Raw genomic sequence first — 25832 nt, 5'->3', positions numbered from 1 at the left:
TATGAAAAAAAATTTGTTGAGAATATTAAGTTTACTGTTGATTTTGCTTTTAGCTTGGTTGTGGATAATGATTAATCCTAAACCGGCGATCGCCCAAATTAATACTATCAACTATAACAATGCTTCTTTAGAAAATCGTGACTTTTCTCACACTGATTTATCAGGAGTCAATTTCGTAGCTGCGGAAATGCGTGGGGCAAATTTTCAAGGGGCAAATTTAACCAATGCGATGTTAACAAAAGGTGTGTTATTAAAAGCCAATTTACAAGATGCTAATTTAACCGGTGCTTTAGTTGATCGTGTGACGCTGGATGGTGCTAATCTAAAAAACGCTATTTTCACAGAAGCAACTTTGACTCGTAGCCGCTTTTATGATGCGGATATCACTGGTGCTGATTTTACAGACGCTTTGATTGATCGTTATCAAGTTTCATTATTGTGTGAACGGGCTGAAGGTGTTAACCCTGTAACTGGTGTGGCTACACGGGATAGTTTAGGGTGTAGGTAGGTGACAGGTGACAGGTGACAGGTGACAGTGAAGAAGAGACAAACTGTTATTAAAATTCCGAAAAATCTAATTATCAAAATATGTTAAAATCTAAATAACAATAATTAGAGAAATCACTATGAACAATTTAACATTAGAAAAATTATTCAAAGAAATAGACAATTTAACTGAAGAAGAAAAACTTGAATTAGTCAATTACTTAAACAAACAAATTCAAAAACAACCAGGTAAAGATAGAGCAAAAAATTTAGTTGAATTATTTCAAACTTCTCCTTTAGTGGGTGTAGATTTAGATTTGGAACATCCAAAAGATTTTGATCATCGTAATTTCGAGACATTAGCAGCCGCTTTTCAAGAACTTCAACAAATCTGTATAGAAGAAGATTATTATTTAGAAATTCCCTCTCGTCAAAATCGGACAAATCCCTTTGATTAATACTAAAAATGACATTTTTGTGTGATACTAATATTATTAGTGAACTAGCTAGACCTCAACCTAATGCTGGTGTATTGATATGGTTACAAAATTTATCTTATATCAATATAAGTGTAATTACAGTTGAAGAAATTTATTATTGTTTAACCGCAAAACCTAACCCAAGAATTCAAAATTGGTTTGATAATTTTCTCAAAAATAATTGTCAAATATTACCTATTACTGATGAAATAGCTAAACTCTGTGGTGAAATAAGAGGACAACAAAGATTAACTGGTAAAACTGTCACCCAAGCAGATATGATGATTGCTGCTACTGCTAAAATACACCAACTTACTTTAGTTACACGCAATATTCGTGATTTTGATAGTTGTGGTATTCCAATTTTAAATCCTTTTACTTAACTATCTAACAATCACATCCTGTACATCCTCAAATCCTGGACATCCTGATTCTGACACAATTTAATCTTTGTTTCTTTTATAATTTACAAGCTACTCTACACCTGAGACTTTAGTAAAAGTCGAGAGGAATGAACAAAAGATAGACTTGTGGGGTAACAAATCATTTCTTCAAAATTTACCTGATAGATGTTAAAATTTGTCGGTTAAATATTCTCAGATATTGACTCTGTAAGAGTTTCTAGGTATTATTCGTGACTGAACAACAAGATCAAAAACCCTCTCGTTCCTTTGCTGGTATTGCTGGTATAGTTGCCGCAGCAACCTTAATTAGTAAAGTATTTGGTTTAATTAGACAACAGGCGATCGCTGCTGTTTTTGGTGTCGGTGCTGCTGCTACTGCTTACAGTTACGCCTATATTATACCCGGTTTTTTATTAATATTACTTGGTGGTGTCAATGGTCCTTTACATAGTGCCATTATCAGCGTTTTAGCCAAGCGGAAAAAAGAAGAAGCAGCGCCTTTAGTAGAAACAGTAACAACCTTAGTAGGTGGGTTATTATTAATAGTCACAATTGCTCAGATTTTTTTAGCAGAACCAATAATTGATATAGTTGGTTATGGTTTAGATGCTAAAACCAGAGAAATTGCCATTCGTCAATTACAAATAATGTCCCCAATGGCGTTATTTTCCGGTTTAATTGGCATTGGGTTCGGTACTCTTAACGCAGCAAATCAATATTGGTTATTATCAATTAGTCCTTTATTATCTAGCGTTACTGTTGTTATTGGTATTGGTATTTTAGCTTTACAATATGGCAAGGAAATTATTCAGCCAGAATTTGCATTTATTGGGGGAATAGTTTTAGCTATTGGTACTTTAGCGGGTGCGATTTTACAATGGATAGTCCAGTTAATTGTGCAATGGCGTTTAGGTTTAGGAACATTAAAACTAAGATTTGATTTTAAATCTCCCGCAGTTCAGGAAGTCATTAAAATCATGACACCGGCAACAATTTCTTCGGGAATGATGCCGATAAATGTAGCGACAGATTTATTTTTTGCCAGTCCCATTAAAGGCGCAGCCGCAGGTTTTAACTATGCTAATTTATTAGTACAAACACCATTAGGAATTATTTCTAATATTATTTTACTGCCTTTATTACCCATATTTGCCAAATTAGCAGAACCAGAAAACTGGCCAGATTTAAAATTACGCATTCGTCAAGGACTGTTATTAACTGCGGTGACAATGCTACCTTTAGGGGCATTAATGATAGCTTTATCTAAGCCAATTGTCCAGGTAGTTTATCAAAGAGGAGCATTTAAACAAGAAGCAACCCAGTTAGTTGCCTCCTTATTAATTGCCTATGGAATTGGGATGTTTGTTTATTTAGGGCGTGATGTTTTGGTGAGGGTATTTTATGCTTTAGGTGATGGACAAACACCTTTTAAAATTAGTACGTTTAATATTTTATTGAATGCAATTTTAGATTTTATTTTAGTTAAACCCTTTGGTGCCCCTGGTTTAGTGTTAGCTACAGTGGGTGTAAATTGCAGTTCTATTTTAATGTTGTTGTGGTTATTAAATAGGAAATTAAATGGTTTACCTTTGCGGGAATGGAGTTTACCAATTTTCGGTTTAACTGCGGCTAGTGTGGTTGCGGGAGTTGCGAGTTATGGGACTTTGATGGGTTGTCAGCAGGTGTTGGGGAATCAGGGTTTAGTTATTTTAATAATTGAGTTGTGTGTTTCTGGTGCGGTGGGAATAGGTGTGTTTTCTGTGATTGCGGGGATGATGAGAATACCGGAGGTTAATAGTTTTGTGGTGAAGATGCGGCAGAAGTTTTTGAAGAGGTAGGTTTTGCTAATTATCTTTCCTTGACATCAGAAGAATAATAATTTAATGAACCACGAAGACACGAAGAACACGAAGGAAGAAGAAAAAGAAGAAAAGAAGATAGGTAATATTAACCCGTTAATGGAGTAATTCTAGTGTAGAGATCGCCCTAATTTTCAGCAATGGTAGATAAATTGCTATGATAGATGAATATTCAACACTGCTACAGCTAAGGAGGAAAGATTTTGTATACAGCAGTAATTAAACAATCCGGTGATTGGTGGTTGGGTTGGATTGAAGAAATACCTGGTGTAAATTGTCAGGAAGCAACGCGAGAGGAATTATTAGAAAGTTTACGAATTACACTTTTAGAGGCATTAGAGTTTAACCGTGAAGATGCTATAGAAGCTGCGGGTAGTGATTATGTTGAGGAAGCGATCGCACTATGAAGCGCGGGGATTTATTACGCCATTTACAGGAGTGCGGTTGTGAGTTGATTCGTGAAGGTTCTCGCCATTCTTGGTGGTGGAATCCTGAGAAAAACAGAAGATCAGCTGTTCCTCGACACCAAGAAATAGATGATATTTTGGCGAAAAAGATTTGTAAGGATTTAGGTATACTTTTTACACGATGAGAGTAAATTATGTTCTATGCAAGAGCCATGTATCTAGGTAGTGATATTATTGATTGTGATGAACATATAAAATATTTAAGCTATTCTTCATACAAGGAATTAGGATTGTGCTGTATTGCCTGTAAACAGAGGGTCTTTTTCAAAGGTCTGGATGGAATATTAAAACGGTAATTTTTAAGGCAATTTTATCAAGGGTATATTGTTTAAGTGCTAAATCCATTGACTCTTGTAAATCTCCCAGTGCAGATAAAACTTCTATATATTCATCTTTAATTGAAACTGTTACCATAATTTTTACCTCATTATTAGTTAATATCAAGAACTAAAAGCATAGTAAAATTAGTCGTTACTTAACATTTCATTCAACTTGTCTTCAGTTAAACCACGCTCTTGAGCTTTGCGTCCAATATTTTCTCTAAACTTTTGAAACTCCTGAATATTTATCCGCATGATGCGTTGATATTCTTCTATGGACAGAACGACAGCAACGTCACGATTTTCCTGACGGATGATCACAGGTTCACGTTGTACTTTATCCAGGATTGAGGCAAATTTTTGTTTAGCTTCGGTATCGGAAATAAATTGCATAATTACACCTCTCTTATTTTTTTATAATAACCAGAATAAATACATTTTCCATAATTTACTCTCCTTTTAACCTCTGGCCATACAAATTTAAAGCATTTTCCCGTAAAATTGCCAATGCTATTTCTTCCGCTTCTTTCACAGTAATATCTGTATCTTTAATCGCCTCATCTAACACTTCACCTAACAACTGACGACCCCATTTTGCACCTAAATAATACAATTCTGGAATAGAATGAGCATCAGAGGAATACATTAATTTAGTTGTGGGTATTAATTCCAAAAGTTGCCTAATTGTATTTCGCATTCCTGATACACTTAAAAAAGGAACTGCTAAACCAAAATCTAAATAAACCTGGGGATACATGGAAGCTAAATATCCCGCTTCTCTCATGTAAGGATAGGAAGCATGAAGCAAAACTAAAGGCGCGTCTTTATATTGAGGACATTCAATCAAATATCGTAAATTTAAAGGATTTGCTAATCTTAAATCTAAATCTGGATCACCTAAACCAGTATGTAATTGTACAGGTATTTTATATTTGGCAGCAATTATTAAAGTTTGTTGTAAAATAAAATCTATTAATTGTTTATCATTTAATCGTAAAGGAAGATTATTTTTTTTCTGGAGTTTTTTAAAATCGTAAAAATGCACAGCAGCTACCGCAGGTGCAACAGGTCTAATATCTAAACCACTACGATAACAAGCTATACTTTTGAAAGCGACAATATCAGGAGATGGGGGATCAATTTCTTTGATGAAAGCATTAACAAAAGTGTGAAATTCGTCAATTTGTGAAAGTAGTTTTTCAGCTAATAATTCTAAGCGTAAAATTCTTTTGACTTTGGTAAATTTTTGATGCCAGGAAATTGGTAAGATATTTTCTGGTGTTAAACCATCATCTAAATATATTGCTTCTAAGTTAGCAGCTTCAAAATATATTCTGGTTAAATTTTCTAATCCTAAATTTTGCCTTTGTGCCAAAATTGCTGTTTCTTCAGGTTCACATTTTAATAATGTGGCAATTTCTCGCAAACTCCGACGATAAAATAAGGTATGTTTGGCATGATAATTAATGATTTCTGGATCATATCCTTCTGTAAAAGCGGCTGCAAAGGGATAATTTGCAGCTACTTCTGATTTTAATATGTTATGGGCGTGTTGTTCAATGAGGGGAATTTCTGAGAGATTCATGGATGGTTAATTTTTTTGAAATGTAAGTATTCAGGTATCTGGGGTTCTGTGTCAGCTTTTTACAGTTTCTGGCATTGGATTAATTTTACATTTAATATCGATCTTTCCGAACATGAAGTTAAAATATTTAACTAATTTAACTATTTTTGATAAAAATTTGCAAATAAATCTACTTGAAATATGGTATATATTGGAAATATTTGGATAATCTTGTTATACTTGAATGATAGTTAACAATATTATATTTTATGCAAACACAAACCCGAACCTATACACCAGAAGAATATCTAGAACTGGAAGAGAAAGCAGAATATAAAAACGAATACCGTGATGGAGAGATTATACCAATGGCAGGAGGAACAACAAATCATAATAAAATTGCCCTGAATTTTGCTGCTGCTTTAAAATACGGATTAAAAAATCAAAATTATGATGTTTATATTGGTGATGTCAGGTTGTGGATACCCCGTTATCGTCAATATACATACCCTGATGTGATGCTAATTAAAGGTGAACCTATTTATCAAAATGCAAATACAACTACTGTGATGAATCCTTTATTAATTGCTGAAGTTTTATCTAAATCAACTAGCAATTATGATCAGAGTGATAAGTTTCTTTATTATCGCTCAATTCCTGAATTTAAAGAATATATTTTAATCAATCAATATCAATATCATGTCATGCACTATGTAAAAACAGATGATGGGAAATGGATATTTACAGAATTGGAATCTGAATCAGATACTTTAACACTGCAAAATCTAGATTTTCAAATTGATTTTCAGAATTTATATGAACAGGTTGATTTTCAGAAAAGTGTTGATGAATAAATAATTAATCTATACAAAATCTAGTATTTCTGATAAATTAGGTTGAGAGGATGTTTTAAAAGTGGTATTCCGTGATTTTAATCACATTTTTACCCCCCCTTAATCTCCCCTGATCAAGGGAAACACTAACATACAGTTCCCTCCGCTTAACAAGGGGAGGGTTAGGGAGGGGTAAAAAATATTTGATACATCAATCATGACTTTTCAAACAACCTCTGAGAATGACTACAAAGTGAAAAATATATATTTATAATGAATAATTTTCAACTTCCCAATTTACCCTTACCATCACCCCTTGTAGGTTCTAAAATTGGTTCTTTTACTGAGTTTACCGTAACTCAAAGAATGCCAAATATTGCCCGTCGTGTCATTAAAGAAAATAAATTTCCCACTGAGATAAATCAAAACTTGGAAAAATTAGCAGCAGAACTTCCCAACGGATATTTACAACCTTTAAAAAATGACACAGGTGCAGATTTTCACGACTGGGAGAAATATCTAGAACCTTATAAAAATCAACGTTGGGTAGATGTACCTTGGTTTTTTGCAGAAACTTATTTTTATCGTCTTATTCTCAATATTACTAATTACTTTCAACACGGAGAATGTCCAGGTGTTGATCCATTTTTACTACAAAAAGAACAAGGTTTAGAAGCTGCTATTGATGCTATTATTTCTTTATGTACTCAAGTACAACAATGGTTAAATGAATCAAAAAAAGCAGGTAAACCTAGTAAATCTTCTCTCATTGCTTTATTGTATTTCGCATTATGGGGAAATAGAGTTGATTTGAGTTTATGGTCTGCTTTTGAATATAACAGAAGCAATTTTGATATTCAAACTCAATTAAATAATATTTTGATAGATGATTCATTTGCAGTTACTAAGCTATTAACTAATTCGGAAAATAACCGCATTGATTTTGTCATTGATAATGCAGGTTTTGAGTTAATTTGTGATTTATGTTTAGTTGATTTTCTCTTGGGTAGTGGTTTTGCAAATCAGGTTTATTTACATTTGAAACCACATCCCACTTTTGTGTCAGATGCAATGATTAAAGATGTGATTTATACTAAAGATTTTTTAGCAGCAGGTAGTCATCCTGATGTTAAATCATTTGTGCAAAGATTAAGTAAAAATCTGGATTCAGGAAAATTGATTTTAACAGAAAATTATTTTTGGACTTCACCTTTACCATTTTGGCAAATTCCCCAATCACTGAAAGATGAACTAGGAAAATCGAATTTAATAGTTGTTAAAGGTGATGCTAATTATCGGCGGTTGTTAGGAGATGTACACTGGGATTATACTACAAATTTTGCCGATATAGTTGCTTATTTACCTGCACCGATGGTAGCTTTACGCACATTAAAATCAGAGGTTGCCGCAGGTCTGAAAGCAGAAGTTTTACAGGAATTAGCAACAGTAGACCCTAAGTGGTTGACAAATGGACAGTGGGGAGTAATTCAGTTGGTAAGTTAAGGTATTTAGTAGAGACGTTAGCTAATTTCAGCTATGAAATTGATTTCTGAACCATCAGTTCCGGTAAAAATCCAAAAAATGAACCAAAGGGTGCGATCGCAGCATCCCAGTATTCAGCAACGAGGAATTGACCAAACCTCGATGATTTTAGATGATAATGGCAGGGAGAAAAATCAAAATTTCTCCTTTATGGTCATCGGTGATAGCGGTACTAAGTCTCATTATGGTTCTCATCCTCAGCGTCAAGTTGCCGAAATGATGTTAAATCATAGTGATGATTGCCGTTTTATTTTGCATACTGGTGATGTTGTTTATGTGGTGGGTTCTCGTGAGTATTATCCGCCTAATTTTATTGAACCTTATCGGGAATTTTTGGTAGGTGGTGAAAACCCCGAAAATATTGCTTATGACCAAATGGTTTTTAAGTTGCCAATTTTGCCAGTTTTAGGTAATCATGACTATTATGATGTGCCTTGGTTTTATCGCTTAATCACAGGTTCGACTTTACCTTTACGACGAATGTTGCGTTACAAAGATATTGAAATTGGTTGGCATGGTTCAAATCAAGGAGATGCTTATACAAGGGCTTTTATAGATTATTTAGCCGCTATTTCTCCCCATGAATTAGAATCTCATTTAGATAAATATTACACTGCCAAAAGTAATACGGGGCGATGTTTGCGTTATCAACCTGGAAATTTTACCCGTTTACCTAATAGGTATTATACTTTTAATTATGGGGGAATTGATTTTTTTGCCCTGGATTCTAATACTTTTAATACTCCAGAACCGTTACCAGAAAAGCAAGCGGGAGATATTCGCAGGGAGTTATTACAGCGTCGTCAAAAGTTGGAACAAGAAGAGTTAGAAATTTTGGCAGAGTGTGATAAACTTAACTCAGAAAATCCCGAAGAATCTGAACTACTGGCTGATTTGGGTGCTAAAGTAGACCAACTCAACGAAGTTAAACTTGATATTGAAAAACAATTAGAAACTCACACCAGTGCAGATGTGGATTTTGAGCAACTTGACTGGTTAAAAGATAGATTAATTGCATCTTGGCAAAATTCAGAAGTGCGGGGACGGGTGATCTTTTTCCATCATCCTCCCTATGTGACAGAAGCTACCAAATGGCATCAAGGACAAACTTTAGCCGTGCGTCATCGGTTGCGGGGAGTTTTTGAGCAAGTTGCGGCGGCTTTGGGTAAGATAAATCAAGGTAGACCGCTTGTGGATGTGGTTTTCAATGGCCACGCGCACTGTTTGGAATATATGCGGACGGTGGATACAGGATATGCCGATTCTCACATTAATTATATAGTTTGTGGTGGCAGTGGTCGCCGTCCCCGTCGGCAACGACAAGAAGGAACAGAATTAGTAGAAACTTTTACCGATGGTAATAGTAATTATACTCAGAAAGTCGCTGAGTCTCTGCTGTATGTGGGACGCAGTGGTTACGGTTTAGAAAGGAAAAAACCTTATTCCTGCTTGCGGGTTGATGTGAAAGACGGTTTTCCGGCTAAGTTTATTATTACACCATTAGTTACAGAGCAAGTAGAGGGAAAATGGTGCGATCGCCAATTAGAACCTATTGTCATTTAATACTCATTCTTTTTCTCGGTTGGGGAATATTACTAACTTTCTCCAACCTTCCCGCAGCAGCGTTACCCGTTTACGAACAGCGACAAAATCACAGTCCTGATGGTATTGGTAAATACTACATGGGGCGGGAAATTGCTCAAGTAATGGGTTATACAGGTGCTGGTTGGTTAGAAAGACCTAGCAGAGAAACAGAAGAAAAACCCAGTCAAATAGTCCCACTTCTCAACTTAAAACCTGATGATGTAGTTGCAGATATTGGTGCTGGTACGGGATATTTAAGCTTTTTAATAGCACCATTATTACCACAAGGTAAGGTTTTAGCAGTTGATATTCAACCGCAAATGTTGGAGATAATTGATTATTTTAAACAAGAGAAAAATATCCATAATGTAGAACCAATTTTAGCAACTTTAACTAATCCTAACTTACCACCAGAAAGCATAGATTTAGCAATCTTTGTAGATGCTTATCATGAGTTAGCATATCCCCAAGAAGTCATGACAGAAATTGTTAAAGCATTAAAACCAGGTGGGAGAGTTGTGTTAGTCGAATATCGAGGAGAAAACCCCTTTATTATGATTAAACGTTTGCACAAAATGACACAGAAACAAGTGAAAAAAGAAATGCAAGCAGTGGGTTTAGTTTATCAAGAAACGAAAAATACATTACCGCAGCAGCATTTTCTGGTTTTTGCTAAACCATGATTTTTTTATTTCACGCAAAGACTCAAAGGCGCAAAGTAAGAACGCAAGAGTTTTGATATAATTAAAAAAAATCTCTCTCTTCTCTCTCTTCTCTTTCTTCCCTTCGTGTCCTTTGCGTCCTTTGCGGTTCGTTAAAAAGAAGTTTCTGAAAAATATAAATAATTTGTTGGGTGGCGCTTTCGCTTAACCCAACCTACAGTAACTTATAACATTTGCGGAATCAAACTAGCTTTTTTAGCTGCACTATCCCAAACTATCCAATTGATATTATCATCCAAATCAACTGCATTATTCGTAACTTTAAAATACAACTTTTCTCCTCCTTTTAATTCTACAGCAAAATCACCTTTTTGGGCATAGGTGACAATAAAACCCTTATTTTGTAAACAATATTTTGCCCAATTTTTTAAAGATTGTTTATAGGGTTCATGAGGTATGGGTGGGTTAGTAATTACGTCATTGATAACTTTTAAAACTTTTTTCATGTTTCTATTTAATGAGGATCACAACGAATTTCTATCATAAACCCATCGGGGTCATAAAAGTAAACCCCTCTACCTGTAGGACGGGTAAGAGGTCCATAAGCTATGACTAAATTATTTTCCCTGATCACGGATACAGCTTGATCGAAGAATTGGGGATCAATATCAAATGCTAAATGATATGCTCTAGTAAAGGATTTACTGGGATCAGGGTCTGGTGGTAATAATTCTGGTTCTCCAAATAAGTCTAATATTGTTCCATCGGGGGTGATGAAATTAGCAACTTTTCCTTCAGCAACGAGTTGTTTTAATGTTTCGGGAATTTCTTCTCCTGTGAGTTCGTGTAATCCTAAAATATGTCCATAAAAATGGCGTGATGCTTGCATATCCGCAACGTTTAAAGCAATATGATGAATTTTGCGTAGGTAGCCTGTGGGAATATTTTGTTGATTATTCATGGGTTTTTAATTTATGGGTTTTTAATTTAGAGGTTGTTTCAAAAGTTTTTTATTGTCATCAATGACACTGATTGATCCCCCCAACCTCCTTAAAAACGGCTGATCAAAGTTTTAAATTGCTTCTGATTTCAATATTATCTGGTTCTATTAACAGCGCACACCGATAATATTTCTCAGCCTGATCAATTAATTCTTGTTCTTCTAACAGCTTACCGAGTGCTTGATAAGTTGCAGCCGAAGAACGATTAATAGCCAGGGCTTGCAAATAAGCTGGAATAGCATTTTCTACATCATCTAATTTTTGATAAGCCAACCCTAAATGATAATAAGCTTGATCATCATCAGCGTAATCTGTGATATATTGCTGATAATAATTAATAGCATCAGCAGGTTCTAAATCTACTGTAAAAGCAGTATTAATAGGAGGATTTTTACTGTTAGATTCTGCGGTTTCTTTTTCCAGATAAATTTCCCACATTTGGCGGTATGCAGTTTCCAAACTGCTGGCCATGTTTTTCACATCCAACAGAAGAGAAGAAGAAAGTCTTTCCCGCATCGTTGAACGTAAAGATTGCAGATAATCTGGATTTTGGGCTAATTCTATTGCTTTCTGCACATACTCTGCACCACTATGGGCAATGAAATTATCCAAACCAATACTATACAAAATACTGGCACTCATCCTTTCCATTTTGCGAGTACCGGCTAAAGTCACCGTCGGTACTCCCATCCACAAAGCTTCACAAGTTGTAGTACATCCGGTATAGGGTATACTATCCAAATGTAAATCAACTTGATTATAAAGATTCAGGTGGTCTTCATCCGCAGCATATCCACCATATAAAAAGATGCGTTTGGGATCAATACCCTGTTGCACAAAGGGAGTTTGAATTTTTTCCGCAATTAAGGGGCTGAACACATCAGAACTGTGGCATTTTAACACCAAGCGAGAATGAGGAACTGCTTTGAGAATTTCCACCCACAGCGCAAAAGTTTCTGGTGTGAGTTTGCGTAAATTATTAAAAGATGCAAAGGTGAAAACACCCGTTTTTCCATAAGGAAGTTCAGTAACTTCAGGCGCATTTTTTAGTGGTTCATAACTCACATAACAACGGGGTAAACGCCAGATAGTTTCGCTAGTTTTTTCCTGTGTATCTTCAGGATGGAGAACTTGATCAGTAATCCAATAGTCAATGCTTGGTAAACCAGTGGTAGCAAAATAACCTAAATAAGTTGCTTGAATTGGTGCAGGTTTTATTCCCAAAACCATCATCCGATTATTAGCGGTATGTCCTGCCAAATCAATTAAAACATCTATGCGATCTGTTTGAATTAACTCCGCTACCTGCAAATCAGAAAGACCAACTGTAGAACGCCAAGCATCACAAATATCTATAATTTCATCGGTGATTGCATCAGGATCATTCACTTCTCCATAACAGAAAACCTCAAACTGGGTACGATCATGGTGTTGCAAAATTGGTTTAATAAATGCACTTACAGAATGTCTACGAAAATCAGGGGAAATATAACCAATGCGTAAACGACGATTTAGAGTTTTATCATTTTTATGGTTTGTCAGAGTTGGTAGCCATTGATTAACTACTTGTTGCTGATACCACAGTTGAGCAGAATCTAATATTTGTTGGGGTGTAAAACTGGTGAGGGAACTTAAATTAAACAGAAAACAAGAATGCAGTGTAGGATTGTTGGGAGTAATTTTTAAGGCTTCATTTATCAAACTGATGCACTCTGACAATTTTCCTTGTTCACCAGCAATAAATCCTAAAACTTCATAAGTTTCCCCATGATGAGGATCTATTTCCAGTATCTTTTGGAAACATTCTTGAGCTAAATCAATTTGTTCGGTTTTATAATAAACATAACCTAAATTTTTGAGCGCATCAATATAATTAGGATCAATTTTTAAAGCTTGGACATAACAAGATATTGCTTCTGAATAGTATTTTTGATTTTGTAAAACACAACCAAGATTATAATGACCTAAAACACAATCTGGATCTAAATCTATTAGAGATTGAAAACATTGTTTAGCTTGTTCCAATTTGCCTTTACTCACCAATATTGCACCCGTGTCGTTAATTTCTTCTGTGAGTTGAGGCAACAGTTCTAACTCTTTTTCTCCTAATAAATTTTGAATAAAATCTGCACCTTCTCCTTTATGCCAAAGTAATGCTAAATTGAATTTAGATCCTTGATGTTCCGGTTCTAGTTGCAAAACTTGAGAAAATTGATTTATGGCTTGACTAAAATGCTTTTGCCGTTTAAAAATCAATCCTAAACGATAGTGAGCTTTAGTATAATCGTGATTGATAGTAATAGCATGAGTATAATTATCAATAGCTTTTTCCCACTCATGCTGTTCCTCATAAATAAAGCCCAAATTATAGTGAGACTTTGCTAACTGAGGTTGAATACTCAGAGCGCGTAAATACCATTTTTCCGCTGCTTGTAAGTCATTTTTGATTAAGACTGTTCCTAGCAAATGACAAACTTCCGCCGCTTCCTGTAAACGTCCTTTTACAGTTAATGTGGTAAGAAAATATTGATCAATAGATTCACAAAACTGTTCCCGCAGTTCGGTCTTAAAGTTGCGAATTTGACTGACAATTTTATCAATTTGTATTAGTAAAGTTTCTAATTGAATTGATTGTAAATGTTGATCTAATCTGTGAGATAAACTAGACTCTGTTTCATAATCAAATTTCAGTAATAATGGACTAAGTAAGGTTTCAATTAGTAAGCATTGTTGAGAATCAAGAATTTTTTGCCATTTCTCTGTACTCTGTTTCTCTATAGGATGCTGTTTTAATAACTGTGCAATCTCAATTTCCGTTAAGTCAATTTCTAAACCTGTTGCTAAACGGGCAATTTCTAAATGTGGTTGTGTAATTAAGTTTTCCTGAGAGATTAATACAGTTTTATTGACATCATTGTAGCATTTTTCTAGGGATTGTTGCCAAAGATGAAGGAAATGAGATGCAAAAGTTTCTTTCTTTTTAGGAGCATGAATAGCAGCAGCGAGAATTTCACGAAGGTCTTGATGGAGATAAATATTCTTAGCTTGACCTTGATTGATTTTTTCTATTGCTGATTCAGAAAGAACTTGATATTGGATTAGTGTTGTTCGTGTTGGTTCTCCTATGATTTGAAAATAAGCGTCAATTTCCGCCGTAGTATTACAAGCAGTCCCTTGAATATTGATTTTACCAGTTTGAGTGAGCAGGGCTTGACAAAGGTTGTAAGACAGACTTCTCAAATCATTACTAATTCCACCGCAAAAAATCATCATAAATCAAAAACCAGTCCTGTAGTTTGTAAAGAATAATTTAAAACAATCAGTTAAAAAACATCAGTTAAAATTGTTGATTATCTTAGAGGGTGTTTGAAAAGTTTTGGATCGTGATTTTAGGCACGCCCCTGATCCCCCCTAACCCCCCTTAAAAAGGGGGGAACTAAAGTCAAAGTCCCCCTTTTCAAGGGGGATTTAGGGGGATCTATAAATATTTGATACACCATCAGCGACTTTTAAAACATCCTCTAAGTTATCAAGTTGGTAAGATGTCAATTTTTCCAGTTGTACTTGTTCCAGTGCTTGTTGATCCTCGTTGTTCAAAACAATTCTAGCAGTTATTTGAGGTAATAAAGCCTCCCACTGTATAGAAGATAATTTACCGACTAGGGAAATTTCTAATCCTGCTGTTTCTTCCTCTTCTTGGTTACACAAATTATCCATGAATGCTTGTGTAAATTGACTGGAAAAATTGCTGGCGTTGATAAGTAGGGTAATATTGTCACTATGAGGATGTTCTTCTAAAGCTGTAATGACGTTTACTAAGTCTTGATAAATAGATTGTTCTGGTTGTGTGGGATCGGGAAAGATGATTAAATTAATATTTCTCAGACGTAGGTTTTGTTTAAGGCTTTCTGTTAAGAGAATAGATAATTGCTCATTTAAGTTGTCAACTTGACATGATGAAAACTGATGTACTGGCAATTTTTCTAGTGTTTGTTGATCCTCCTGTGTTAAAAAAATTCTAGCAGTTATTTGAGGTAATAAAGTCTGCCATTGCATAGAAGATAATTTACCGACTAGGGAAATTTCTAATCCTGCTGTTTCTTCCTCATCTTGGTTACACAAATTATCCATGAATGCTTGTGTAAATTGGCTAGGAAAATTGCTGGCGTTGATGAGTAGGGTAATATTGTCACTATGAGGATGTTCTTCTAAAGCTGTAATAACTTTGATTAAGTCTTGATAAATAGATTGTTCTGATTGTGTGGGATCTGGGAAGATGATTAAGTTAATATCTCTGAGTTTTAAGGACAAGAGAGTTGTATTTATTAATGCTGAACTAACTTGTGTTGCCATTTTTGTCCAAGAAAACTTTTGCGCTTGGGCTAAACCTGCTGTAATTAATGATGTGCGTAAATTATGATTCTGCACGGAAATTAAAGCATTTGCCATTGCATCTACATCATTATCATTGACATATATGGCTGCTTCTCCCGCTACTTCTGGAATTGAACTATTGGGACAAGTAATCACAGGACAACCACAAGCCATTGCTTCTACTATGGGCATTCCAAAACCTTCATATTTAGAAGGATATACTAGAGCTACTGCACCAGAGTAAGCTAGTCTTAGTTCTTCATCACTAAGTTGTAATTGATGTACAGCACTACCAGAGGTATAATCTCTTAATTCTGGTGGAAACACTCCACCAAAACCAGTGAAAATAATATCAAATTCGTAGCTGTTGGGGAGTTTTGAGAAAGCTTTAAAGAATAAAATACTATTCTTGTAATCAGCTAAATTACCTCCTAATAAAAAGTATGGTTTATTGATGCCATATCTATGTTTAAATGTATTGATTTGTAGTGGGTTGGCTGGTGAAAAGGTATTGCTAACTCCACAATGGGCAACTGTAATAGATTGTACAGCTATATTTGGGAAATATTTGGACAAATCACTGGCTGTATTTTGGGAAATGGCTATATATGCAGATGCGTGTTTTATAGCGTGATGTTTTTCCCGCCACATTGGTTCATTAACATTTGCTCCCATTACTTCTGGTATCATGTCATAAGCCATGAATACAGATGGTGTTGTAATTGGCGTGGTGTAGTATGAAGAAATAAATAAATCTGCTCCTTCTTCCTTGCAGATTTGCTGGAGCATCTGTTTATCTGCTTCTGTATTGTTATAATCATAAGGGTGAATAGTACGATACCAAATCCCAGCTATATCTGGAGAAGTACCCGCTCTATCCAATAAAACAATATGTTTGGCAAAACCACTTTTAACCCACTCCTGTAATATAGATTGCCAAACTCTAGCAATTCCTGTTTTATAGAGTTGGAAAAATACACCATCAACAATAATAATAGGTTTAGGAGAAGTTTTTATTTCTGTTGTCCAAGAATAAGAGTTTTGTTGATTTAGATTAGCTTGTTGTTTGAGTTCAGGTATTAGTTGATATTCTATTTTTTCTCCTGTAGTTACAAATTTAAGAATTTGGTTAATACGAGCTTCTATGGTGTGTTTTGCTAAAACTTCTTGTCGAGCTTTTTCAGAAATATATTCTAAATCTGGTAAATGTTTTAAATAATATTTAAAATTTTCTAGTAATTCCGGTATATTATTAATTTCATAAGGAATATAATGATCATATTCTTTAAATAGTAAACTATGGTAAGGATCATTTTTTAAACGATATTGAAAAATAATTGTACCACAAGACATAGCCTCATAAATCCTTTGAGTATAACCACCATGATTTGTGGGTAAATTTATCGTTAAAGTATATTCATTATATAGATTTACTAATTTTTCTGCACTATCTCCAGTATACATATATTCACTAATATAATCTATTGCTTGATTAGTTAAGAGTTCGCTTAATAATCTTCTTCTTTCTGAATAAACTTTTTCGATGCCAAAATTATTTATTTTTCCGAAGAAAAAAACATGATTCTTCCTTTCATGTAGTGGTTTGTTTTTCTTAAATTCTTGACCATCAACACAAAGTGGTGAAAAACAATAATTAACTGATTTTCCTTCAAAAAAAACTTGATCTCGCTCATCTCCATAAATAAAATAGTCAAAACAATGTAAAGAATTAGAACTTCTTTTAAAAAATCCTGGAAATAACGAATTAACAATAGATTCCCAACAAATACAAATCTTAGGTATTTTTACTTGATCCCAAATATCTTTTTTGGCATGATTGTCATACATAAAATAAAGAAAATGATCACCACCTAAAATGATTATCATATCGCTATTAGGAGCTTTTAAATAGTCTAAAAGAGTATGACAATTTTCAGGATCTAATGCAAAAAAAATATTAAGCAATTTCATCCTTTTTAATGTTTCGACCCAACCTTTTCCAGTATTCCAAGTGTCATGGAATATTTTTCGAGAAGGATAAACTAAATCAATTTTCATGTGATTTAAGCCTCTAAAGTATTGTATAAGATATCTGCAATTTTAACTTGTTCAAAAATTTTTAATGTAACAAATAATGGTATTATTAATCCTTGGTCTTGATTTTTCTCACTCTGTAACAATTTTTGACAAGTATTTAACTGACAAGCACAGTTTTTTTTATCAATGCCACAACTCCAGTTTTCCTTTTGATATGATTCTTCTCTATGGGCGCACATTATACCTCTTCTTGTAGCAATTCCTTGATCTAATAATTTTTGCATGACCTCCACTTGATCAATATAGTCAGCTAATTTAATACAATAACTTTGCCAATTAGTTTTTGCCCATACTGGTTCTGTTGGCAATTCTATCCCAGAAATATCAGACAATAATTCCTGATACTTTTCTGCTATTTGCCGTCTTCTAAAAATTATTTCTGGTAATTTCCTCAATTGTTCCCGTCCGACTGCTGCCTGAATATCAGTCATTCTGTAATTATAGCCTAAGACAGGATATGTTTCAAATATAACTTGTTTCGAGCCATGTCGGACAGTATCCGGTACACTCATCCCATGTTGTCGCCATAACCGGAATTTTTTATCCCATTCAGGATTAGAAGTGGTTAGCATTCCACCATCACCAGTGGTAATTACTTTACGGGGATGAAAGGAAAAACAGGCAATATCTCCGTGGGGTTTACCAATTTTTTCCCATTTGCCTTCCCATAATATTTCGCTACCGATCGCACAAGCGGCATCTTCAATCACGGGTAAGGAATGCTTTTTGGCAATATCTAAAATTGCTTTTAAATCACAAGGCATTCCCATTTGATGGACTACTAAAATTGCCTTGGTGCGATCACTGATTACAGGTTCAATTAAATCAGGATTAATATTATATGTTTGGGGTTCAATATCTACAAATACGGGAGTAGCATTACAGTAGCGAATACTATTAGCTGTTGCAATATAAGAATGGGATACGGTAATTACTTCATCACCAGGCTGAACACCCACAGCTAATAAAGCCAAATGCAATGCAGTGGTGCAATTGGAAACAGCGCAAGCGTATTTTGCCCCCACGTATTCGGCGAATTCTTCTTCAAAAGCTTTGACTTGCGGACCTTGTGTAACCCAGCCAGATAAAACTGCTTGACTTGCAGCTTGGGCTTCTTCTTCGCCCAGAAAAGGTTTAGCAATAGGGATAAAAGATGATTGTTCATTCATATTAAATTCTTGTGTCCATAAACATTTTTATCAGCATATAAACTAAATGTTTTTTGTTTTTTTCCACCAATCAACTAGCCGGGTTAAACCTTCTTCTAGAGAAATCTCTGCTTTAAATCCTAGTAATTTCTCAGCTTTGCTTGTATCAGCCAATCTTCTTTTTACAGGATTAACTTTTCTTTCGGCTGTATATTCAGGCTTTAGATCAGATTTCATTACTTTTAAAAGGCTAAATGCCAAATCATTCAAGCTAGTTTCTACCCCACTAGCAATATTAAATACCTCATCAGTTACATCACTTTGAGCAGCTAAGATATTGGCTCTGGCAATATCTTCTACTGAAACGAAGTCCATTGTTTGTAACCCATCACCAAAAATTAGAGGAGGTTTTCCCTCGATAATACGAGCCATCCACCTAACTAGAACTTCTGTATAAACCCCATAAATATCCATTCTTGAACCATAAACATTGAAATAACGTAAGGCAATATAATCTAAACCATACATTTCATTAAAACTGCGTAACATACCTTCATTAAAGGTTTTGGACGCACCATAAAAAGTACGATTATTGTAAGGATGATGGGATTCAGTAGTAGGAAATTCTTCTGCGAGTCCGAGAACTGAAGCTGAAGATGCTGCTATAACTTTTTTAACTTTTGCTTTTACGGCTGCTTCTAAAACATTATAAGTACCATCTACTAATACTTCTAATGCTAATCTTGGATCTTCAGCACACTGAGTAATACGAATAGCTGCTTGATGAAAAAGGATATCTACACCAGGCATTATTTCGTTGAGTAGTTTTTGATCTCTAATATCTCCTTCGATGATTTTGACATTCCCATTAGCGATCGCCCATTCTAAATTAGCTTTAGTACCCCTAACAAAGTTATCAAGAATAACTATTTCCGAAATTCCTTGTTTAACTAATTGATCGGCAATATGAGAACCTACTAATCCTGCACCACCAGTTATTAAAACTTTTTTCACGATTCGTTTCTCCAACGTAAAAATCTAGCAGGTACACCAGCTACAATTGCCATAGAAGGAACATCTTTTGTTACTACTGCTCCTGCACCTACTATGCTACCTTCACCCACTGTTATTCCTGGAAGAATTACTGCATTCATTCCTATATCAGCACCCATAGAAATTTTCACTGGTTTTATTTCTAAATCTGTTTGAATAATCGGTACATCTATGGGTATACCAGTATGAGTTGAACCTAAAACTTTTGCTCCTGGACCCCAACCTACATAATCTTCTATTATTAAATTACGAGCATCAAAATAACTACCAGGACCTATCCAAACATTATTACCAATTAGACACTTGCCATCAAATCTTCCTTGTATATAGGTTTGATTGCCAATAAAAACACCATCACCTATTTCAAAAGTTTCTGAATGCTTAAAACGCACTTCACTACTAATAATAACATTATTACCTGTTTTCTTAGTTAAAGCTTTCCACAATACCCTTCTCATGAGAGTATCAAACTTACTATCTGAAATAATAAATCTTTCATATAAGTTGATTAAGTTTTCTGGTGATAAAGAAACCTTTAAGTATTGTGCTAGTTCTTGCTCAAAGTTAGGGTCTTCCTGAATTTGTTTTAATCCATGTTGTGCTTTAACGATTTTTGTGTTTGAATCCTCATTCATACAAAAATTCAAATACTCCTGCAATATGGTTAAGAGATGAATCAGTCAATTCCGCATACATAGGCAAAGATAACTCATCCTTTGCTACTAACTCACTACAAGGAAAAGCGCCTAATTTATAACCTAAATCAGCATAACCTTTCTGCAAATGAACAGGAATAGGATAATGAATACCTGTTTGCACCCCCTTTTTCATTAATTGTTGTTGTAAAATATCCCTATCAGGCGATCGCACCCCATATATATGATAAACATGACGACTATAAGGCATTTCTACAGGAGTTTTTAACCCAGTATTTGCCAGTAATTCATTATAAACTTGAGCGTGACTTCTTCTTGATTCAGTCCAGGTTTCTAAATGGCGCAACTTAACCCTTAATATAGCCCCTTGTATTCCTTCCATGCGGTAATTATAGGCATGGAGGTCATGGTAATATCTTTTTTCTTGTCCCCAATCCCTTAACATTTTAATAGTATGGGCATACTCAGGGTTATTGGTGGTGACAATTCCTGCTTCACCATAAGCTCCTAAATTCTTACCTGGGTAGAAACTAAAACAACCTAAATCACCAAGACTACCGACTCTTTTGCCTTTATATTCAGCACCATGAGCTTGAGCCGCATCTTCAATTACTTTCAGATTATACTTTTTCGCTATAGATAGAATAGAGTCCATATCCGCAGGTTGTCCATATAGATGAACAGGAAGTATGGCTTTAGTTCGTTCAGTAATAGCGGACTCAATCTGTTTAACATCTATAGTATAAGAAATAGGAGCAATATCTACAAAAACTGGTTTAGCTCCTGTATAACAGATAGCTGCCACCGTTGCCACAAAGGTAAAAGGCACAGTTATGACTTCATCACCAGCACCAATTCCCAATGCTAATAAAGCTAAGTGTAAAGCACTTGTCCCAGAATTTACACCAATACCATAATCAGCACCACAGTAAGCTGCAAACTCAGTTTCAAAGGCTTGTACTTCTTCCCCTAATATAAATTGGCTTGTTTCCAAAACTTTAGAAATAGCCTGGTTAATTTCGTCTTTTATATTTACATACTGGGTTTTTAAATCTACAAATGGAATCATAATGTTACTTCTATGGTGATACTTCTGCTTGTGTCCAGTTCAATGGCACTAATTTACCCTGGTGTTTCATAGACTCAGTAGCAGCTTCCAGAATTTTTACTACTCTTAACCCAGCTTTACCATCAGTCAAGGGGCGATCGCCTGTTTTAATACAGTGAATAAAGTGTGATACCACTCTATTTAGAGCTTCTGTCATATCTAACTTCGGCGACCACATATCACCTGTACGATAATTAATTAGCATTTTATAAAGATTATCCTGATCATTATTGATCGTGATCCCTTTGTCATATAACTTCACTTTTTCACTAGGTTCTACATCATCATAGACAATCATCTTTTGACTACCGCCGATTAGTGTCCGCCTAACTTTTACAGGAGCAAGCCAGTTAACGTGCAAATGGGCAATTAATTGTTCATTAAAAAATAATGTTATGTAGGCTATATTTTCAGGTTTTCCACTGACATGACTTATACCTGTGGCTGATACAGCACAAGGTTTGAAAGGCAATACATAATCCATAATTGATAAGTCATGTACTGCCAAATCCCAGATTACATTTACATCATGCTGAAATAACCCCAGATTGACTCTTGCAGCATCATAATAATAAATATTGCCTAATGTATTGTTGTCTACAAGCTCACGTATTTTGCGAATTGCACCTGTATAAACAAAGGTATGATCTACCATCAGAACTAGATTACGTTTATCAGCTTCAGCAATTAATCGTAATGCTTGTTCAGAGCTTGCTGTCATGGGTTTTTCCAGTAAAACGTGCTTTCCAGACTGTAGAGCTTGAATAGCTATATCAAAGTGTGCTGATACTGGAGTAGCAATAGCGATCGCTTCAATCCGATCATCATTAATTAAATCTTGATAGTCTGATGTCACACCAATAGTAGGGTAACGAGATTGGACTTGAGCTAATCTTTCTGCTCGGAAATCACTAACAGCAATTACTTGGGATTCTGATATTTCATAAAAGTTACGCACCAGATTCGGACCCCAATAGCCATAACCAACTACACCAATTCCTATCATGACTCACGCTCCCGCACATCACCTGTTACTTTAGCAGGTACACCCATAGCGATCGCATATTCAGGTACATCTTTAGTAACTACCGCTCCAGCAGCAACCATCGCTCCTTTACCTATTGTTACTCCACACATAATCACTGCTCCACTACCTATAGATGCTCCGCGTTTGACTTTCACGGGGGTTACATTCCAATCAGCTTCTGTTTTCAAATTACCTTTATTTGTGGCTCTAGGATAACGATCATTAATGAACATTACACCATGACCAATCATAACTTCATCATAAATTTCGACTCCTTCACAAAGAAAACTATGGGAAGAAATTTTGCAGCGATTACCCACAATCACACCTTTTTGTATTTCTACAAAAGCACCTATTTTAGTATCATCGCCAATCTTACATCCGTATAGATTAACCAATTCAGGATGATGAATGACGACATTATTACCTAACTTTACATCTTGTGAAATTGCCATAATAATTCTCATTTTTTATTTATTATTTATCTTTATCTTGAATAATTATGTACAGTTAATGAACATGATGAAGTAAAAGGTAAGTAAATGTTGCAATCATAACTAATTTGCTTTATGGCACCCCTGGTAAACTCTATTTGGTAACTCATAATTTTGATTCTTGCAATATCTAAATCATTGTATTGAAATTGACAATAAATATTGGATTCCCTTACGTCCACCCAACCTACTATTTACCTATTTAGCAAGTTGATTATTTCCCTGTGTTTTTTTCTTCACTTCAGCCAATACCGTCTGATAATCCTGCCGATCAGGATACAATTGAATCAGTCTCTCTATCAGTGCGATCGCTCTTTCATATTCTCCCAACTTTACCTGAATTACAGATAACTTTTCTAATGCTACTTGGTTATTTGCTTCTCGTTGTAAAACTGATTCATAACCCTGTGCTTGTTTTTGCAATTGCGTTGTCACTGACTCAGTAGCAAGTTGCTGAAGCTGCTGTTTCGCCGATGATAGTGATGATAATAACGTACTGATACCCCCAAAAGCAATAGAACCGAAAAATGAAACTCTGGAAACTATTGTTAAAAAAGGATAGACTATTATCAATTCCTCCACCAATATTAAAAATTTCTCCTCGACACATACTAGAATTAGTAAATCTTGTCTTACAGATGCACATAATCAACTTATTTTATGTATTAGCAAACCAATGATCATCTAAAAATTTTTCAAGAGTAGCGATCGCTTCTTCTGGAAAAGTATTCAAGGAAAGTTGAGAATGCTGACTAGCTAATTCTCTCCCATCATTGTAGCATAAGTCTAACTTCATTTCTAAGTAATTTTTTAAGCTAGGACTATCTGCTAATAATCTTTTGATTTGCTTGCGAAAATTAGTTATTTCTCTTTGCCAATGTCCTCTATTTCTTTCATTTTCTCCTTGCCAATATTGTAAAATTAATAAATGTTCAATCAATTTCATTAACAAACTTTCTATTTTTCGTTTATCCCTTTTACTCAAATCTAAAACTTCCTCAATTAAATTATCCCAATCTAAAGAATCTAAATCTCGATTTTCTAACTGTTTAACTGTCTCTAATACCCAAAGATTATAGTCGGCATCATATAAATTTTTAATTTTGTTTTTTAACTCTGCTCTCATATTTTTCTCCTTGATGGTTAATTACTAGGTTATCATGAGCATTTGTTTTAACTACATTTTAAATTATGATCTAACTTTTCTGTTAATTTATTTTTTAATTTTGTCATAAGTATCATCTTGACTTATTTAACCTTAGTTAAAGATTAACATAATTTTCTCTGTTTTGAACAAACTTTCGGATCTGGCTAGTAATAAAACTTAACTTTTCTGGCTCAAGTCCTGGATAAACTCCAACCCAAAAACTATTATTCAATACTAAACTAATGCTCTATATATAGGACTCCTATTTGATTTTTGATAGCTTGCGTGGCGTAGCCATACAGAACTCAGTACATACTGAAAGCCTTCTTTCCTGTTCCCTGTTCCCTGTTCCCTGCCTCCACGAACAATTCATGAATCAAATCGGATCACTATAGATAGCGTTTGAGTTTAAATTTCGGAAAAATTACTTGATTGTAAACAAATACTTTTGAGAAATATAAGCAATTACCTATTTAGCAGGTTGATTATTTTCCTGTGTTTTTTTTCTTCACTTCAGCCAACACCGTTTTATAATCCTGCCGATCAGGATACAACTTAACCAATCTCTCTATCAGTGCGATCGCTATTTCATATTCTCCCAACTTTACCCGGATAATAGATAACTTTTCTAATGCTACTTGGTTATTTGGTTCTCGTTGTAAAACTGATTCATAACCCTGTGCTTGTTTTTGCAATTGCGTTGTCACTGACTCAGTAGCAGGTTGCTGAGGCTGCTGTTTCGCCGATGATAGTGATGATAATAACGTACTGATACCCCCAAAAGCAATAGAACCGAAAAATGAAACTATGGAAACTATTGTTAAAATTCGTTTACGTTTCTCAATTTGTTTACTGCGTTTGGCAAAGTATTCTTTCTCAGAAATAGTCATATTTTTCAATAATTGTGATTAACATTAAAATATTCTGAGCCTCACGCCCCGGTTTTTTGCTAGTTGTGAAAATTAGTGAAACTGGGCTGATAAAACCTCCCTCATATCAAGAGAGAGGTATTTTCATAAATTGGTTAATTTCCAAACATTGATTGTTAGTCTAGAGCAGATGAACCACCACTTTGCCATGATTTCACAATACCGATAATGTCACCAAAACGACGATGAATAATGGCAGCATCAATGGCACGGGCGATCGCCCCTTGAATGGAATTATCTGTATAATTAACAGTTCCAGCATTCAAATTTCCCCTGGTAATTGTCACCTGACTGGGATCATGGCCTACAGCACCATAATGAATTGTTAATGTCAGTTGACCACTAGGACCAATAGAATTTGGCGGAAATACGACTTCTGATGCAAAACTGCTAGTTGTACCATTCGATAAAACGCTCGTCACAGCCGCAGAAACTCTAGATTGGGAATCAAAACCGATAAACTGAGCCTGAGCAGATTTATCTGCAATCAATGAGCTTACAACTGCTCCCCCCACCAATAAAAATTGAACAACAGATATTTTTAATGTTTGGGTAAAGTTGGTGTTCATGGTTGGGACACTCTAGTTGTTGACTATCC

At 34.9% G+C, this 25832-nt stretch carries 27 protein-coding genes; 10 read left to right on the top strand and 17 right to left on the bottom strand.

The genetic code is table 11. The features are described 5' to 3' along the window. Position 1 precedes the first annotated feature (1 nt). The 6 genes from IQ237_RS00840 (at position 2) to IQ237_RS00815 (ending at position 3820) form a co-directional block, all read left to right on the top strand. Positions 2–508, top strand: a complete 507-nt coding sequence (locus IQ237_RS00840) for a pentapeptide repeat-containing protein (protein ID WP_194051293.1) — start codon at positions 2–4, stop codon at positions 506–508. Between the two features lie 118 nt (positions 509–626). After that, positions 627–944 carry a glycoside hydrolase family 18 protein gene (locus IQ237_RS00835; RefSeq protein WP_194051291.1) on the top strand — a complete coding sequence of 106 codons (318 nt, stop codon included), beginning with the start codon at positions 627–629 and terminating at the stop codon, positions 942–944. Positions 945–952: 8 nt separating this feature from the next. Next, the gene (locus IQ237_RS00830; protein WP_194051289.1) at positions 953–1348 is read left to right on the top strand and encodes a type II toxin-antitoxin system VapC family toxin; all 396 of its coding nucleotides are present in this window, start codon (positions 953–955) and stop codon (positions 1346–1348) included. A gap of 251 nt (positions 1349–1599) precedes the next feature. After that, positions 1600–3207: a murein biosynthesis integral membrane protein MurJ gene (gene murJ, locus IQ237_RS00825; protein ID WP_194051287.1), complete on the top strand. Its 1608-nt coding sequence runs from the start codon at positions 1600–1602 to the stop codon at positions 3205–3207. A 224-nt stretch (positions 3208–3431) separates the two neighbouring features. Continuing rightward, a complete protein-coding gene (locus tag IQ237_RS00820; protein WP_228019449.1) occupies positions 3432–3635 on the top strand; it encodes a type II toxin-antitoxin system HicB family antitoxin in 204 nt (67 codons plus the stop codon). Next, positions 3632–3820 (top strand): type II toxin-antitoxin system HicA family toxin, encoded by a 189-nt coding sequence (locus IQ237_RS00815; protein WP_194051285.1) that lies wholly within the window; start codon positions 3632–3634, stop codon positions 3818–3820. The genes IQ237_RS00820 and IQ237_RS00815 overlap by 4 nt, the downstream gene beginning before the upstream one ends. Positions 3821–3959: 139 nt before the next feature. On the opposite strand, the gene IQ237_RS00810 is transcribed toward IQ237_RS00815, so the two are convergent. Genes IQ237_RS00810 through IQ237_RS00800 form a run of 3 tightly spaced genes read right to left on the bottom strand, consistent with a single transcriptional unit; the run spans position 3960 to position 5600 of the window. Next, positions 3960–4109: a hypothetical protein gene (locus tag IQ237_RS00810; protein ID WP_194051283.1), complete on the bottom strand. Its 150-nt coding sequence runs from the start codon at positions 4107–4109 to the stop codon at positions 3960–3962. A 50-nt stretch (positions 4110–4159) separates the two neighbouring features. Further along, on the bottom strand, positions 4160–4408 hold the full coding sequence (locus tag IQ237_RS00805) for a type II toxin-antitoxin system Phd/YefM family antitoxin (protein ID WP_194051281.1): 249 nt from the start codon (positions 4406–4408) through the stop codon (positions 4160–4162). 55 nt (positions 4409–4463) lie between these two features. Further along, positions 4464–5600, bottom strand: a complete 1137-nt coding sequence (locus tag IQ237_RS00800) for an amidohydrolase family protein (protein WP_194051279.1) — start codon at positions 5598–5600, stop codon at positions 4464–4466. 248 nt (positions 5601–5848) lie between these two features. Here IQ237_RS00800 and IQ237_RS00795 point away from each other — a divergent pair, with 248 nt between their 5' ends. From IQ237_RS00795 to IQ237_RS00780, 4 genes are all read left to right on the top strand, one after another. Beyond that, positions 5849–6433 (top strand): Uma2 family endonuclease, encoded by a 585-nt coding sequence (locus tag IQ237_RS00795; RefSeq protein WP_194051277.1) that lies wholly within the window; start codon positions 5849–5851, stop codon positions 6431–6433. A gap of 252 nt (positions 6434–6685) precedes the next feature. Beyond that, the gene (locus IQ237_RS00790) at positions 6686–7915 is read left to right on the top strand and encodes a damage-control phosphatase ARMT1 family protein (protein WP_194051275.1); all 1230 of its coding nucleotides are present in this window, start codon (positions 6686–6688) and stop codon (positions 7913–7915) included. Positions 7916–7948: 33 nt separating this feature from the next. Continuing rightward, positions 7949–9517 carry a metallophosphoesterase gene (locus IQ237_RS00785; protein ID WP_194051252.1) on the top strand — a complete coding sequence of 523 codons (1569 nt, stop codon included), beginning with the start codon at positions 7949–7951 and terminating at the stop codon, positions 9515–9517. Continuing rightward, on the top strand, positions 9481–10221 hold the full coding sequence (locus tag IQ237_RS00780) for a class I SAM-dependent methyltransferase (RefSeq protein ID WP_194051250.1): 741 nt from the start codon (positions 9481–9483) through the stop codon (positions 10219–10221). Before IQ237_RS00785 ends, IQ237_RS00780 begins: the two co-directional genes overlap by 37 nt. 203 nt (positions 10222–10424) lie before the next feature. Here IQ237_RS00780 and IQ237_RS00775 read toward each other — a convergent pair whose 3' ends face one another. From IQ237_RS00775 to IQ237_RS00710, 14 genes are all read right to left on the bottom strand, one after another. After that, on the bottom strand, positions 10425–10706 hold the full coding sequence (locus tag IQ237_RS00775; RefSeq protein ID WP_194051248.1) for a hypothetical protein: 282 nt from the start codon (positions 10704–10706) through the stop codon (positions 10425–10427). 8 nt (positions 10707–10714) lie between these two features. Continuing rightward, positions 10715–11161, bottom strand: coding sequence for a VOC family protein (locus IQ237_RS00770; RefSeq protein ID WP_194051246.1), 447 nt, complete (start codon positions 11159–11161; stop codon positions 10715–10717). 103 nt (positions 11162–11264) lie between these two features. Then, the gene (locus IQ237_RS00765) at positions 11265–14474 is read right to left on the bottom strand and encodes a tetratricopeptide repeat protein (protein ID WP_194051244.1); all 3210 of its coding nucleotides are present in this window, start codon (positions 14472–14474) and stop codon (positions 11265–11267) included. 195 nt (positions 14475–14669) lie between these two features. Beyond that, positions 14670–17633 (bottom strand): glycosyltransferase, encoded by a 2964-nt coding sequence (locus IQ237_RS26830; protein ID WP_309225551.1) that lies wholly within the window; start codon positions 17631–17633, stop codon positions 14670–14672. Positions 17634–17638: 5 nt separating this feature from the next. After that, on the bottom strand, positions 17639–18841 hold the full coding sequence (locus IQ237_RS00755) for a DegT/DnrJ/EryC1/StrS aminotransferase family protein (protein ID WP_194051242.1): 1203 nt from the start codon (positions 18839–18841) through the stop codon (positions 17639–17641). A 42-nt stretch (positions 18842–18883) separates the two neighbouring features. Beyond that, positions 18884–19837, bottom strand: a complete 954-nt coding sequence (locus IQ237_RS00750; RefSeq protein ID WP_194051416.1) for an SDR family NAD(P)-dependent oxidoreductase — start codon at positions 19835–19837, stop codon at positions 18884–18886. Further along, on the bottom strand, positions 19831–20508 hold the full coding sequence (locus IQ237_RS00745) for a DapH/DapD/GlmU-related protein (RefSeq protein WP_194051240.1): 678 nt from the start codon (positions 20506–20508) through the stop codon (positions 19831–19833). Before IQ237_RS00745 ends, IQ237_RS00750 begins: the two co-directional genes overlap by 7 nt. After that, the gene (locus IQ237_RS00740) at positions 20501–21598 is read right to left on the bottom strand and encodes a DegT/DnrJ/EryC1/StrS aminotransferase family protein (RefSeq protein WP_194051238.1); all 1098 of its coding nucleotides are present in this window, start codon (positions 21596–21598) and stop codon (positions 20501–20503) included. Before IQ237_RS00740 ends, IQ237_RS00745 begins: the two co-directional genes overlap by 8 nt. 10 nt (positions 21599–21608) lie before the next feature. Next, positions 21609–22643, bottom strand: a complete 1035-nt coding sequence (locus tag IQ237_RS00735; RefSeq protein WP_194051236.1) for a Gfo/Idh/MocA family protein — start codon at positions 22641–22643, stop codon at positions 21609–21611. Continuing rightward, positions 22640–23119, bottom strand: a complete 480-nt coding sequence (locus IQ237_RS00730) for an acyltransferase (protein WP_194051234.1) — start codon at positions 23117–23119, stop codon at positions 22640–22642. The genes IQ237_RS00735 and IQ237_RS00730 overlap by 4 nt, the downstream gene beginning before the upstream one ends. Before the next feature lie 237 nt (positions 23120–23356). Beyond that, positions 23357–23731: a tetratricopeptide repeat protein gene (locus IQ237_RS00725; RefSeq protein WP_228019443.1), complete on the bottom strand. Its 375-nt coding sequence runs from the start codon at positions 23729–23731 to the stop codon at positions 23357–23359. Positions 23732–23816: 85 nt separating this feature from the next. Continuing rightward, positions 23817–24284: a DUF29 domain-containing protein gene (locus IQ237_RS00720; RefSeq protein ID WP_194051232.1), complete on the bottom strand. Its 468-nt coding sequence runs from the start codon at positions 24282–24284 to the stop codon at positions 23817–23819. A 506-nt stretch (positions 24285–24790) separates the two neighbouring features. Further along, complete coding sequence (locus tag IQ237_RS00715; protein WP_194051230.1) at positions 24791–25195, bottom strand: tetratricopeptide repeat protein; 405 nt, start codon at positions 25193–25195, stop codon at positions 24791–24793. Between the two features lie 155 nt (positions 25196–25350). Then, a complete protein-coding gene (locus IQ237_RS00710; protein WP_194051227.1) occupies positions 25351–25803 on the bottom strand; it encodes a TEK-like protein in 453 nt (150 codons plus the stop codon). Positions 25804–25832 lie beyond the last annotated feature (29 nt).

Source organism: Sphaerospermopsis sp. LEGE 08334 (assembly GCF_015207205.1).
GTDB lineage: Bacteria > Cyanobacteriota > Cyanobacteriia > Cyanobacteriales > Nostocaceae > Sphaerospermopsis.
This window is presented reverse-complemented; position numbering and strand designations above follow the sequence as displayed.

Coding starts and splice junctions, on each gene's coding strand:
- IQ237_RS00835 (WP_194051291.1), top strand. CDS start 627: ATGAACAATTTAACATTAGAAAAATTATTCAAAGAAATAGACAATTTA.
- IQ237_RS26830 (WP_309225551.1), bottom strand. CDS start 17,633: ATGAAAATTGATTTAGTTTATCCTTCTCGAAAAATATTCCATGACACT.
- IQ237_RS00755 (WP_194051242.1), bottom strand. CDS start 18,841: ATGAATGAACAATCATCTTTTATCCCTATTGCTAAACCTTTTCTGGGC.
- IQ237_RS00775 (WP_194051248.1), bottom strand. CDS start 10,706: ATGAAAAAAGTTTTAAAAGTTATCAATGACGTAATTACTAACCCACCC.
- IQ237_RS00735 (WP_194051236.1), bottom strand. CDS start 22,643: ATGATAGGAATTGGTGTAGTTGGTTATGGCTATTGGGGTCCGAATCTG.
- IQ237_RS00795 (WP_194051277.1), top strand. CDS start 5,849: ATGCAAACACAAACCCGAACCTATACACCAGAAGAATATCTAGAACTG.
- IQ237_RS00805 (WP_194051281.1), bottom strand. CDS start 4,408: ATGCAATTTATTTCCGATACCGAAGCTAAACAAAAATTTGCCTCAATC.
- IQ237_RS00740 (WP_194051238.1), bottom strand. CDS start 21,598: ATGATTCCATTTGTAGATTTAAAAACCCAGTATGTAAATATAAAAGAC.
- IQ237_RS00785 (WP_194051252.1), top strand. CDS start 7,949: ATGAAATTGATTTCTGAACCATCAGTTCCGGTAAAAATCCAAAAAATG.
- IQ237_RS00715 (WP_194051230.1), bottom strand. CDS start 25,195: ATGACTATTTCTGAGAAAGAATACTTTGCCAAACGCAGTAAACAAATT.
- IQ237_RS00710 (WP_194051227.1), bottom strand. CDS start 25,803: ATGAACACCAACTTTACCCAAACATTAAAAATATCTGTTGTTCAATTT.
- IQ237_RS00745 (WP_194051240.1), bottom strand. CDS start 20,508: ATGAATGAGGATTCAAACACAAAAATCGTTAAAGCACAACATGGATTA.
- IQ237_RS00730 (WP_194051234.1), bottom strand. CDS start 23,119: ATGGCAATTTCACAAGATGTAAAGTTAGGTAATAATGTCGTCATTCAT.
- IQ237_RS00720 (WP_194051232.1), bottom strand. CDS start 24,284: ATGAGAGCAGAGTTAAAAAACAAAATTAAAAATTTATATGATGCCGAC.
- IQ237_RS00810 (WP_194051283.1), bottom strand. CDS start 4,109: ATGGTAACAGTTTCAATTAAAGATGAATATATAGAAGTTTTATCTGCA.
- IQ237_RS00790 (WP_194051275.1), top strand. CDS start 6,686: ATGAATAATTTTCAACTTCCCAATTTACCCTTACCATCACCCCTTGTA.
- IQ237_RS00840 (WP_194051293.1), top strand. CDS start 2: ATGAAAAAAAATTTGTTGAGAATATTAAGTTTACTGTTGATTTTGCTT.
- IQ237_RS00780 (WP_194051250.1), top strand. CDS start 9,481: ATGGTGCGATCGCCAATTAGAACCTATTGTCATTTAATACTCATTCTT.
- IQ237_RS00765 (WP_194051244.1), bottom strand. CDS start 14,474: ATGATGATTTTTTGCGGTGGAATTAGTAATGATTTGAGAAGTCTGTCT.
- IQ237_RS00800 (WP_194051279.1), bottom strand. CDS start 5,600: ATGAATCTCTCAGAAATTCCCCTCATTGAACAACACGCCCATAACATA.
- IQ237_RS00815 (WP_194051285.1), top strand. CDS start 3,632: ATGAAGCGCGGGGATTTATTACGCCATTTACAGGAGTGCGGTTGTGAG.
- IQ237_RS00830 (WP_194051289.1), top strand. CDS start 953: ATGACATTTTTGTGTGATACTAATATTATTAGTGAACTAGCTAGACCT.
- IQ237_RS00770 (WP_194051246.1), bottom strand. CDS start 11,161: ATGAATAATCAACAAAATATTCCCACAGGCTACCTACGCAAAATTCAT.